Source organism: Lacinutrix sp. Hel_I_90 (assembly GCF_000934685.1).
GTDB lineage: Bacteria > Bacteroidota > Bacteroidia > Flavobacteriales > Flavobacteriaceae > Lacinutrix.
This window is the reverse complement of the sequence record NZ_JYNQ01000001.1, coordinates 1,245,193-1,257,503: the sequence shown is the minus strand read 5'-3', so window position 1 is coordinate 1,257,503 and position 12,311 is coordinate 1,245,193. Positions and strand designations below refer to the sequence as shown.

The window sequence follows — 12,311 nt, the reverse complement described above, 5'->3', positions numbered from 1 at the left end:
TAGTCTGTGAATTTATGGTTGGTTTAAAAGTAAGACGATGTGTATCGATTTTTGTTACACTGTGAAAATAAAGTTTTAAATTTGGATGACATATCATGTTATGAAAGATTTAAAGATTTCCAAGAAAAAACCGTCTTACCCTGTAAATGAGAAATTGCATAAATATCTAACGGAGTACAATAGAAATACCAGAATATCAGTATTATACGATGATTTATTACGGTTTCAAGGCTCAGTTACTGTTTATGATAAGGACGATAAAGATACCTTATGGATTCGTGTCTATTATAACGATTATGAACGAGACGAAATTGACTTAAGTTTAAAACGGGTATATAATAATTTACATTCAGACGGGAATGAGAAAATCATCCCTTTTTTAAATGTCGATGCGGTAGATTACTGTACGTTTGGGAATTCAAAACCGTTTCGAGTAAAAGTGAGAAATGTTTTAAATGACAATTATACTTATTTTTATGTAAAAAAAGCAGATGCCTCTAGAATTTATGGATTAGAATTAGAGCATATGCTATCGCCATACAATTTAAATTTTATGGTCTATAAGGATACGTTAATAGAGGAGCATATTGCTGGGATTCCAGGTGATGAATTTATTGATAATATGCTTGAGGATTGTTCTGATTCTGAAAAATCTCAAATCGCTAAGGAATTTGTAAAGTTTAATGAGCGTTGTATGATTCGGCTTTTGGGAGACATGCGAAGCTATAACTACGTTATTGTACCTACGCATGATTTTGACCATGTTGTTTTTAAAATTAGAGCGATAGATTTCGATCAACAATCTTACGAAGGAAAATTTAATGTGTATAGGCCACAATTTTTTAAGGAAAATGCAACGATGGTTAATTTAGTGGCAAAGAAATTTCAAAAAGAATCTATTGATCAATATAAAGTTGAGGAACGCTCTATTATTGCTAAACGGATGATTAGTTATCACGACCGAATTTCAGCCTTATTAAATTGTATGATAAATGACACTATCTCACAACCAGAGAATATCAAATTATTGAAATCTAAAATCTACGATTACACCTTGGATTTAAAATTTAAGCGAAGTAAGAACATGGGAGAAATATTAAAAAATGCTTTAGATTATGTCAAGCGCAATTATGAAGATGTGAATACGAAAGAATTTTAAAATAAAAAAAAGCATTTCGTAGAAATGCTTTTTTTTATTTTATTTTAAGGACGAAGTGACCGTTTATAATACTATTAATTCCAATGCTCTTCAAAATCTAAATCGTCATAATCATCGATGTCATAATCGTCATCAAACTCACTATTCTTTTCAGCTTCAAATACTTTTTCTGGTGCGCTATCTGGAACCTGACCTTTAACAAACATTAAATTAGGGTAATCTAAACCTTCAGTTTCTTCAACAATTTCAGCGAGTTCCACGAAAAAAGTCCACATACTAAAAAAGTCGTAAACGTAAATGAGTTTCGTTTGTGCTTCGTGAACAGTATTGCTTAACGATGTTTCATTCATTAATCTTACATCATTTAAGCCGTCACTCATGTCAAATAATGAAATTTCTTCACCTTGATCCCATTCATCATTGCTTAAATAAAAGGATGCCATCTCAGTACCGTCAAAACCAAAAGATTGGGTGATAATATTGTGTAAATCCTCCATGGTATCGCTTTCTCTAATTTCTAAATCGCGAAACACATTTTCTTCAGTGTCGTTGTCAAGAATGACTCTAAATCTATAAATCATAAACCTATTTTTTTGGTTGGCGAAGATACAATCTCTTGCGTGTTGTTTTCAAGATTATGAATAAAATCTTTTCGGTTTTCTAAATATACATAAAATTGAATTCCGAAGAGTATTGTGGCAATAACTAAATGCAAGGTTTGCGATAAAAACGGAAAATCAAAATAATACATTGCGATACCTGTTAGTACTTCAAAAATAATGCATAGCATCACCAAATTCATTTTTCTATAGCCTAAATTTAAGACTTTGTTTCTAAATAAAAGCCAGGCATTTACAACAAAAACAACAAGAGAAAACGTGCGATGTAGATAGAATTCGAGCGTAGGATTTTGGAGCCATAGTACTTTTACATAGCCAACAGCTTTGATTTGCTCATCTACATGTTCCCGCACTTGCGTACCTAAAACAACCTGAATGAGTGTTAATACCAGTGCAAAAAGGAGTGCGTTTTTAAATGTGCTGTCTGGAACATGCGCTTTAAAAGTGCTTTTAGAAGCAAAAATAAGATACAAAATAAAACCAACGATAACCAATGCCATAACCATATGGATGGTGATTTTATAGGGTGCCAGATTGGAATCTACAACTGTTTTTCCCAGCCAGGCTTGAAAAGCCATGCCGAAAACGGTTAAGATGGAAAGGATTGTAATCCATTTGTTTTTTCGCCAAAACCAGAAGGAAAGGAAGGCAAATATGAGTATAGGAATTCCAGATAAAGCACCAAATAAGCGATTGATATATTCTACCCAGGTATGTGTTGCATTAAAGCTTGCGTAATCGTGTGCTTCATAAGGCTTCCAATTATTTAAGTTAAGGGCATTAGAAGAGGTGAATTCATTTTTAGCAACAAGTAGTCCTTCTTCTTTTATAATAACAATACCTTTTTTATAATTGTGATTAGGCTTAAATTCTAAGTCTGAAGCCTGAGTTGGTGGGATGTAATACCCAAAACATTTTGGCCAATCTGGACAGCCCATTCCCGATCCTGTCATACGAACAACAGCACCAGCAATAATGACTAAATAAACTAATACTAAAGCTGTTTTTGCTAGGGTTCTAAAGTGTTTTTTCATCTAAATCTTTTTTGTAACAAATGCTATTCTTCATGTTTTTATAAGGCCCATAATTAGTAATTATAGTATAACCGCATTTCTTATAAAACTGAACGGCTTCCACCTGTCGTGTTCCCGTTTCTAAAACGGCGTAGCGGTAGCCTCTTTCTTTCGCCCAAATTTCTAAGGCTTTTAATACATCACCAGCAATGCCTTTACCACGAGCTTCTGGTATGGTATACATGCGTTTGATTTCTACACTGTTGGTATCTGTGGGTTTAAATGCACCACAGGCCACAGGAATTGAATTAAAATACGCAACAATAACCTGGTTTATAACGTTTAGACCGTTGAATTGATTATAGAACGCGTGCTCATCACCGTCAGTTATTTTTAAATAGTTATCTAAGGATTTTACTAGATCAATAAAATCTGGGTTACTAGTATCTGTTCTAAGTATTTCCAGCATGGTTAACGACTTGTTTTCAATCCCAAAGCCTTTCCTTTCTCTAACATTAAATTAAAAGCAGCTTCGTGTTCATTAGGTATTTCACCTTCTAAAATGGCTTCCTTGATGGCTTCTTTAATAACACCTATTTCTCTTGAAGGTTTTAAGTTAAAGGTCTCCATAATCTCTTCACCAGATACTGGTGGTTGAAAATTACGAACCTGATCTTTTTCTTCGACCTCAATAATTTTTTCTCTAACAATTTTAAAATTGTCATGGTATTTATTAAATTTCTTTGGGTTTTTAGTGGTGATATCTGCTTCGCAAAGCGTCATTAAATCATCTACATAGTCTCCAGCATCGAATACTAAGCGGCGCACAGCAGAATCGGTAACAAGATCTTGTGCGAGCACTATAGGTCGCGAACTCATAAAGACTAATTTTTGTACAAACTTCATCTTCTCATTCAATGGCATCTTTAAACGCTTAAATAAATGATAGACCATTTTAGAACCTTCAAATTCATGGGCATGAAAGGTCCAGCCTACTTTTTTACTAAATTTTTTAGTAGGTGCTTTACCGATATCATGGAGCAGGGCAGCCCAACGTAACCAAACATCATCGGTATGTTTGGAAATGTTATCAACGACTTCTAATGTATGATAAAAGTTGTCTTTATGTTTTTGACCTTCAACTTCATCAATGCCTTTTAAAGCGGTTAACTCTGGTAGAATGTGTTTTAGTAATCCTGTATTTTCTAATAATAAAAAGCCAACGGAAGGTGTTTTGCTTTCTAGAATCTTATTTAGCTCAACAACAATACGTTCATTGGTAATGATTTTAATGCGAGCATTGTTTTGTGTAATCGCCTCTAGCGATGCCTTCTCGATAGTAAAGCCTAATTGCGTTGCAAAACGAATGGCACGCATCATTCGCAGGGGATCATCACTATAGGTGATATTAGGCTCTAAAGGTGTGCGAATGATTTTGTTTTTTAAGTCTTCAACACCATTAAAAGGATCTAGCAATTCGCCAAAATGCACTTCAGATAAATCTAAAGCCAGTGCATTAATACTGAAATCACGGCGATTTTGGTCATCTTGTAAGGTGCCATTTTCAACAACAGGGTTACGACTATCTTCATTATAGGATTCTTTTCGAGCACCAACAAATTCTATTTCAATGTCGTCATATTTCAGCATGGCTGTGCCATAGGTTTTAAAAACCTGAACTTTTGGTTTGTTTGGTAAGTTTTTAGCGACTTGTTTTGCTAATGCAATACCGCTTCCAATAGCCACGATATCAATATCTTTGGCATCGCCACGCTTCAATAAATAATCACGTACAAAACCACCAATAACATAAGCATCTACGCCTAATTCTTTTGCAGATTTCGAAATAATTTTGAAAATAGTATGTTGGAGGGCTTTTTTATGATTCATAGGAGATTTTGAATTCAAAATTTTAAATTCAGAATTAAAAATTCGTGTATTATAAGCTAATTACTCGCGAATGATTTTTACACCACCATCACTCCCTAATTTAATTATGGTTGATGGGTTCTTGGCTATTGTTTCTTTTTGCAAATTTACGACATAATCCACACCTTTTAAAATTGCTTCATTTATTTCTTTAAAGGATTTTGGCGTGGGTTTTCCCGCTAAATTGGCTGAGGTTGATACTAATGGGCGACCTAAGTATCTAATGAGTTTTTTGCAGAACTCATGATCAACTATGCGTATTGCTAGTGTGTTATCACTGGCGACTAGATTTTCGGCAATTCCAGCTGGCGAATCATAAACAACCGTGGTAGGGTTTACAGCAATGTCTAAAATAGTATAAGCCATTTTAGGAACATTATCAACGTGCTTTTCCAGCATACCATAGTTATTTACTAAACAAATCATAGCTTTAGAATCTTGTCTTTGCTTTAGTTTATAAATTTTTTGCACCGCTTCGGCATTAGTGGCATCACAACCAATACCCCAAACCGTATCTGTTGGGTATAATATTATGCCACCTCTTTTTAATACTTCCAGTGTTTTTTCTATTTCTTCTCGCATTGCTTTTTATTCTTCTGCAAAATTAATTTATTTTGATGGATATGTTTACTTTTATGCTTCATTAATAAATTATGACTATTAAAACTATATTAGTTGCAACTAACCATCTTGAAGCGGTTGGTGGCTCTGAAACGTTTACTTATACATTAATTGAATCTCTTGTAGATAAAGGGTATTACGTAGAATATTTTACTTTTTATAAAGGATTGGTTTCCAGTAAAATTGAAAATGAATTACAAGTAAAATTTAAAAGTTTGTCACACTATGATTTAATTTTAGCTAACCACAATTCTTGTGTTAGACATCTGAGTTTTTATGGTTTGACCATACAAACCTGTCATGGTGTATTTCCAGATTTAGAACAGCCTAATTCGTTTGCAGATGGTCATGTGTCTATTTCTCAAGAAGTAAAAGATCATTTAAAGGATAAAGGTTTTTCATCAAAGGTGATTTTAAATGGAATTAATTGTAATAGATTTAGAGATGAAAACCCTATTAATAATGAATTAAAGCAGGTGTTAAGTTTAAGCCAATCTTCAGAAGCAAATAATAAAATCGAAACTGTCTGCAATAAATTAAACGTTAGTTTTAATAAACTAAACAAGCATTTGAATCCCATTTGGGAGGTGGAGAAGGAGATAAATAGTGCAGATTTAGTAGTAGCTTTAGGCAGGTCTGCCTACGAAGCAATGGCCTGTGGTAGGCCTGTTTTAGTTTATGATGATAGAGGCTATTTCGAGTCTTACGCAGATGGTTACTTGTCAAAGGATGTACTAGATACTTGTATTTATAATAACTTATCAGGAAGAACTTCAAAGTTAAAATTTGAGGAGAGTGATATTGAACGTGAGCTCCTTAAATATAATGAAAGTGATGGTGATGTAATGAGAGCGTATGCCCTGAAAAATTTAAATATGGATTTGCAGGCAGAAAAGTATATAGATTACGCACAAACCTTAAAAAAAGAAATAAGTTCTTTTAAACTACTTTTGGTGAAATGGTCTCAAAAATATTATTCTTATTTAGAAAATAAACATAGAAGAAAAATTGCAAGAAGACTTAAACGAAAACAAAAAATGAATAATTCCTAAAAACGAATACTCTGCTTTTGTTTAAGTGATTGAGATAAATGTGCCCCTTTAATTATTAAAGGAAATAAAAACCATTTTTTTGGCTTAAATATAAAAGTAAAGATGTAATACATTCTTATTAATACGTATTTCAAATACGAATAATTCTTTTTAGTAATATATAATTGTGATAAAAACCCCTCCTTACTAATTGCCTGAGAGACGCCAGTACTGACCCCTTGATAGTGTAAAATTTTTGCTTTCGACACAAGGACACTTTTGTAACCTAATTGTCTTAGTCTATGACAAATATCCATTTCTTCAAAATATAAGAAAATATTGGTGTCAAAACCACCAACTTGAGCAAAACAATCACTTCTAAAAAACATAAAAGCACCATTTACAAAGTTAACGGATACGGGTTCTGTATATTCTTTTTTTCTTTGTGGGTATAAACTCGGGTTCGTTTTTTCTAAATAACTTCTCCCAAATACTAGTTTTCTAAAACCTTTATCATGGTCAAAAGAAGGAACAAATTCACCTTTCTCATCATAATTTTGAGCCGTAGATACTCCAATTTCTATATTAGATTCCATATAATCGTATAAGATGCCAATACAATCATTTTTTAACATGGCATCATTATTTAAGAAGAGCAAATACTTAGAGTTTGCAAATTGTGCACCCAACATATTGCCACCACCAAAGCCCGTGTTTATTACACTTCTAAAAAGTGAAATATGGTCTTGTTTCGGGAAATTTTTTTCTAGAATTTCATAATCACTAGGATTTGAGTTATTATCAATAACTATAATGTCGATACTCAATTTAGGGGTGCTAAACTCTAGAACAGATTTGATGCAGTCTAAGGTGTATTTAGCGGTGTTGTAATTTATAATAATAACAGAGACATCTTTCATATTACAAATGTATACAATCAACTTTAATTTTTTACTTTAGGATGGTTTTTTAGTATTTGAATAAATAGTATACATTTACAGCTTATTTTTTATGATAAAATGAGTTTATGACCAAAAAGAAAATTTTAATTATTGGCCCACCAAGTTTAGGGTATTTAAAAAAAATAAGTAAAGCGCTTCAAACCTATGAAAACGTGGAGGCTTCTCTTGTGCTTATTGATCGTTTCACTTTTAAATATAAAAATTTTGCACACCGCATCTCTAATTTTTTATCTAAAATTTTTTTAGGTAGAAATTTAAAGAAAGAATACGTAAACACCCATATTATTGAGAGTATCGATGCTTTAGGGAATCAGGACATTATTTTTATTATTCGTCCCGACTTATTAAAACAGAAAACATTAAAATATTTAAAAACGAAAACGGAACGCTTAGAAGCCTTTTATTATGACAGTACCAGGCGCTTTCCAGGGAAAGTAGATATCATACCGTTATTTGATAAAGTGTATAGTTATGATAGAATAGATGTTGAAAAATATAACTTAGAATTTCTTACAAATTATATATTTGATACGAGTAATGAAACCAATCACGAAAGCATTTTTTTTAATATATCAACCCACGATTATAGATACGAAGCCATGGAAAAATTGGCAAAATATATTCATAAAAAGAAATGGACGAAAGAGATTTTAGTTTTAGGACCAGATGAATTAACATCGCCCTATTTAACTATTATTCATGAGCAAATTCCTGTAGACGAAGTTGCCGAGAAGATAAAAAAATCAAAAATAATTATTGAAATTCAACGCAAGGAACAAGTTGGTTTATCCTTTAGAGTTTTTGAAGCTTTAGGCCATAATAAAAAGTTGATTACTACTAATGCAGATGTTGTGAATTATGATTTTTATAATCCACAAAATATTTTAGTTATTGATGAAGATGATATTGAAATTCCTGAAGATTTTGTAAACACACCATATGCGCCTGTAGACAAAGCGATTCTCGAAAACTATTATCTAGAGAATTGGGTAAAAAAAGTGTTTCATCTACAATAAACTCCTGTAAACATTGGCATATTCTATGGCGGCTTGATCCCAATTAAAAGATTGTGCATGGGTCATGTAGCTATTTTCATAAAGCGCTTTATTGCTTTCAAAAACAGCCATGCCCGTCTTTAAAATAGTGGCCATATATTCTGCGTCAAAGTGATCCCAATAAAAAGCGTGGACACCACCAATTTCTGGTAACGAGGTTAAATTCGATAAAAACACAGGCTTCCCAAAGCGCATGGCCTCAATGGGTGGGATGCCAAAACCTTCTAAAAGCGAGGGGAAAACAAAGGCAGTACAATTTTGTAAATAAAACTGTTTTTCTTCAGCATTTATTTTACCAATTATGTGCACTCTGTTTGCCGTTTTAGTTTTGGCAATCGCTTCTGCTAAAGTAGTTTCTGCATAAGTATCTTTAGGGTCTCCAGCTAAAACCAAATCGTAATCTGGTAAGTGCTCTAGCATGTTTACTAAAGTATGTACATTTTTGCGTTTGGTTAATCCGCCAATAAAAAATAAATACGGTCTTTTGGAAACTTGCTTTATCTCTTGTTTTATTTCTATAATATCAGCCATGGGATTCCCATTATAAATCACATATTCCGGTACTTTTGGCACGTCAAAATGTTGGTGTGTTGAGGCTTTAGCGAATTCAGAAATATAGGTAATAGCATGACTTCGATTTAACTTTTCTATAAATCGTTTATTGGTTTTATGGTTTAAATCACTAGAGACTTCACTAATAAAATTCACATCGTGAACCGTTAATACATAAGGGGTTTTATGGTAGGGTTCAATTTTTATATTCTGATTTAAAGAATGCCAAACAGCGTACTTTTTCCGGATTCTAAACAGGGGTTGTCGTGATATTGATTGATACGTTTTGTAATCAAAATAATTGCCAAATTCATCCTTTAACCGTGAAATGTCTTTAGCATGAAGCGTCATTTTAAAGTCTGAAATACTTGCATTATAAAGCCCTTTAATTAAGTGATAATTAAATTGCCCAAAACCATTAAACTGGTTCTTTATATTATGAGATTCTAAAAAAACCTGTTGCATCTAATCAATATTTCTGTACATCGCCCATAAATGAATATAACGTTTATAAACAGAAAAAGCATGCACATAACTTATAATAAACCCTTCTTTACCATCCAGAAAACCCAATCGTAAAAAGTATTGGTGCATAAACCGGTACCATGGTCTGAATAAGAAATGATATGCATTTGGGCGCACGTTTTTTTTAAATAATTCCTCAGCTTGTAGCTTGCTGTATTTGCTTAGTTTTTCGTTGTAATTATCAAAAGATTTATACGTTTGGTGATCTACAGATTGTTTGAGCATTCCAACGGCTTCATCAGTTTCTATCGTTTCATGAACGGCTTTACCATTATACTTACAATAGTTTTTATTGAATAAACGAACAGCAACATCAGTCTGGAAACCGCTGTGCTTTATACGCTTACCCATAAAATGGAACTGACGTTTTACGCGATAGGCTTTTAACGGATTTTTAGAATGTACTGTAGCAACAATTTCTTCTGCTAAAGCGGTTGGGATTTTTTCATCTAAGTCGAAAAAAACAATCCAATCATGATGAGCTTGTGTAATGGCAAAGTTTTTCTGGTCAGAAAAATTCTTAAACTCACGTGGTATGATTTTAACATTGTATTTTTCTGCTAATGCTACCGTTTTATCGGTGCTAAACGAGTCGACAATAATAATTTCATCAGCAAAAGAGAGACTTTTTATATAGTCTTCGATGTGGGTTTCTTCGTTGTAGGTTATTGCTAAAGCGCTTATCATTTATCTAAAATCGGTTAAATCGATTATATTTGTGTCAAAAGTAGTGAAACTCATTTTTTTCAAGCCAAAAGCGAAGAAAAAAATGTTTAGTTGAACTATCCCAAATTTATTTTGGGATCTTTTTCAATAAAATGAAGATGTTTATTTTCGTTCAAATGAATTGAAAGCATGTAATTTCAAGCCAAAAGCGAAGAAAAAAATGTTTAGTTGAACTATCCCAAATTTATTTTGGGATCTTTTTCAATAAAATGAAAATGTTTATTTTCGTTCAAATAAATTGAAAGCATGTAATTTCAAGCCAAAAGCGAAGAAAAAAATGTTTAGTTGAATTATCTCAATTTTTTTTGGGATTTTTTGAATGATATCTAAATGTCACATTGAGCACTAGCGAGAAGCAAAATAAATTTTGCTGCGAATGTAGCAAGCATAGTTTGTCGAAATGCTTTAAGAAGCAAGATTGAAGGACTTCGACTGCGCTCAGTCTGACAATTGTAAAACAATTAAAAATAAATGCCAAAACTTCCCATTTTAATGTATCACGGTGTGAGTGCTACTACTAGCGATAGTAAAGGACTTACTATTTCTATTGAAAATCTAGAGCGGCAATTTCAGTTTTTAAAAGTAAATGGTTACACCTCGCTACATTTTAGTGACTTGAAAACGATGAAATCACCAACGGATTTTCCAGAAAAAGCAGTGATTATAACGTTTGATGATGTGTATGTTAATCAGTTGGACTATGCCTACCCGCTACTGGAAAAGTATGGGCTAAAGGCTTGTTTTTATATTCCATTCAATTTTGTTAATGGCGTAAATGAGTGGGATGAAGGTCAAGAACCTATTATGAGTGTTGAGCAGCTTAGGTCTTTAGATTCTGAAATCATTGAGCTTGGTCTACATTCTTTTCAACATAGGCCTTATAATGACCTGCCCTTAGACGCTATTCAAGAGGATTTTGATGCCTGTAAAACCTTTATTATTAACAATAAGTTGGCCGTGCATAATACATTAGCCTATCCTTACGGTAAGTATCCGCGAAAAGGAAAAGCGCAGTCAGACTTTTTTAATGTCTTGAGCGCTAATAAAATAGCTTATGGTTTGCGCATAGGAAATCGCGTAAACACCTTTCCGTTTAAAAATAATTACGAAGTACAGCGTTTAGATATAAAAGGAGAAGATACTTTAAAGGTTTTTGAGAGGAAGTTGAAGCGAGGTAAAGGGTGGTTTTAAGAATTATGAGTGATTTCTAGATACTAAATATAATTATGGGCTATTTCTTGATTCTATTTAGAATATGGGTAATAGGTTCTTATCAGAATTAGAAGTAAAAAGTGTTTTAAGTTAAGAACGGTAGGTCTTTGCTCAATTAATTCTTTTTACAAAGAATTTTCATTACTTATTGGATTAGGTGTCTTACCTAATCCCACGCTGTAACAGCAGTAACTTCACATAACGGGAAAACACACCATAGGCATTTATAGTCGCTACCGTTAAACCAGGGATGCCATCTTTAAAGCCGCCACGTAAAATATAACTATTAAAAAAACGGTAAAACGGTTTAAAGGCTAAATGAAAATAGGTGACTTTCTTTCCTTTTTTTAGCATTTGTTCCGCTTGAAACCAGGCATAAGTATCTTTTTTACTAATGTAATGTTGTAAGCCTTTGTAGGTAAAATGGAGGACTGGATTTTTAAGTTTCCCAATACTGCCGTCTATGATTAGTTTTTCGTGAACCAAACCTTCAAAGCGACAATTTTCACGTTTAACCAATCGCAATACGTTATCGCTATGGTGATATAAAAACCGGTTCATATAAAAATGAGGGAAATTCAGTTTGTAACCAGCATGTTTTTCTGAAGTTATAGCTTCCAGAATTTCCTGCCTTAATGGATAAGGAATGCGCTCATCGGCATCAATAAATAAAACCCATTCACCAGTGGCAAAGGCTAGTGCATGGTTTTTCTGATTTGAAAAATTATCAAATTTCCGAGAGATTACTTTGCAACCTGATTGTTCTGCAATAACAACAGTACGATCTGTACTCATAGAATCAACCACAATAATCTCATCTGCAAAACGAACAGAACGCAACGCGTTTTCAAGATAATCTTGTTCGTTATAGGTAGGGATAATTACAGAGAGTTTGGTCATAATGTT

Annotated in this window: 13 protein-coding genes; 4 read left to right on the top strand and 9 right to left on the bottom strand. The window is 33.0% G+C overall.

Annotation, left to right across the window (positions count from 1 at the left end):
* The first annotated feature begins 100 nt into the window (after positions 1–100).
* Complete coding sequence (locus tag GQ46_RS05630; protein WP_197077338.1) at positions 101–1,159, top strand: hypothetical protein; 1,059 nt, start codon at positions 101–103, stop codon at positions 1,157–1,159.
* Positions 1,160–1,233: 74 nt separating this feature from the next.
* On the opposite strand, the gene GQ46_RS05625 is transcribed toward GQ46_RS05630, so the two are convergent.
* From GQ46_RS05625 to GQ46_RS05605, 5 genes are read right to left on the bottom strand one after another with little or no spacing between them, the layout of a single operon-like run.
* Positions 1,234–1,740 (bottom strand): hypothetical protein, encoded by a 507-nt coding sequence (locus GQ46_RS05625; RefSeq protein ID WP_044399140.1) that lies wholly within the window; start codon positions 1,738–1,740, stop codon positions 1,234–1,236.
* Positions 1,737–2,813, bottom strand: coding sequence for a heme A synthase (locus GQ46_RS05620; RefSeq protein WP_044399137.1), 1,077 nt, complete (start codon positions 2,811–2,813; stop codon positions 1,737–1,739). Before GQ46_RS05620 ends, GQ46_RS05625 begins: the two co-directional genes overlap by 4 nt.
* Positions 2,797–3,261, bottom strand: a complete 465-nt coding sequence (locus tag GQ46_RS05615) for a GNAT family N-acetyltransferase (RefSeq protein ID WP_044399135.1) — start codon at positions 3,259–3,261, stop codon at positions 2,797–2,799. Before GQ46_RS05615 ends, GQ46_RS05620 begins: the two co-directional genes overlap by 17 nt.
* A 2-nt stretch (positions 3,262–3,263) precedes the next feature.
* A complete protein-coding gene (locus tag GQ46_RS05610; RefSeq protein WP_044399133.1) occupies positions 3,264–4,682 on the bottom strand; it encodes a CCA tRNA nucleotidyltransferase in 1,419 nt (472 codons plus the stop codon).
* Positions 4,683–4,742: 60 nt separating this feature from the next.
* Positions 4,743–5,303 (bottom strand): L-threonylcarbamoyladenylate synthase, encoded by a 561-nt coding sequence (locus tag GQ46_RS05605; protein WP_044399131.1) that lies wholly within the window; start codon positions 5,301–5,303, stop codon positions 4,743–4,745.
* 71 nt (positions 5,304–5,374) lie between these two features.
* Here GQ46_RS05605 and GQ46_RS05600 point away from each other — a divergent pair, with 71 nt between their 5' ends.
* On the top strand, positions 5,375–6,394 hold the full coding sequence (locus GQ46_RS05600; protein ID WP_044399129.1) for a hypothetical protein: 1,020 nt from the start codon (positions 5,375–5,377) through the stop codon (positions 6,392–6,394).
* Here the strand turns inward: GQ46_RS05600 and GQ46_RS05595 are convergent.
* Positions 6,391–7,293 carry a glycosyltransferase family 2 protein gene (locus GQ46_RS05595; protein WP_044399127.1) on the bottom strand — a complete coding sequence of 301 codons (903 nt, stop codon included), beginning with the start codon at positions 7,291–7,293 and terminating at the stop codon, positions 6,391–6,393. The genes GQ46_RS05600 and GQ46_RS05595 overlap by 4 nt on opposite strands.
* Positions 7,294–7,400: 107 nt before the next feature.
* On the opposite strand from GQ46_RS05595, the gene GQ46_RS05590 reads away from it, so the two are divergent.
* Positions 7,401–8,351 carry a hypothetical protein gene (locus GQ46_RS05590; RefSeq protein ID WP_044399125.1) on the top strand — a complete coding sequence of 317 codons (951 nt, stop codon included), beginning with the start codon at positions 7,401–7,403 and terminating at the stop codon, positions 8,349–8,351.
* Here GQ46_RS05590 and GQ46_RS05585 read toward each other — a convergent pair.
* Both GQ46_RS05585 and GQ46_RS05580 read right to left on the bottom strand, forming a co-directional pair.
* Entirely contained in the window at positions 8,343–9,407 is a 1,065-nt protein-coding gene (locus GQ46_RS05585) for a glycosyltransferase family 1 protein (protein WP_044399123.1), read from the bottom strand. The genes GQ46_RS05590 and GQ46_RS05585 overlap by 9 nt on opposite strands.
* A complete protein-coding gene (locus GQ46_RS05580; protein WP_044399121.1) occupies positions 9,408–10,154 on the bottom strand; it encodes a glycosyltransferase family 2 protein in 747 nt (248 codons plus the stop codon).
* Positions 10,155–10,664: 510 nt separating this feature from the next.
* Between GQ46_RS05580 and GQ46_RS05575 the strand changes: the two genes are divergently transcribed.
* Positions 10,665–11,384, top strand: a complete 720-nt coding sequence (locus GQ46_RS05575) for a polysaccharide deacetylase family protein (protein WP_044399119.1) — start codon at positions 10,665–10,667, stop codon at positions 11,382–11,384.
* Positions 11,385–11,567: 183 nt separating this feature from the next.
* Here the strand turns inward: GQ46_RS05575 and GQ46_RS05570 are convergent, their stop codons facing one another.
* The gene (locus tag GQ46_RS05570) at positions 11,568–12,305 is read right to left on the bottom strand and encodes a glycosyltransferase family 2 protein (RefSeq protein ID WP_052503415.1); all 738 of its coding nucleotides are present in this window, start codon (positions 12,303–12,305) and stop codon (positions 11,568–11,570) included.
* Between the last annotated feature and the right edge of the window lie 6 nt (positions 12,306–12,311).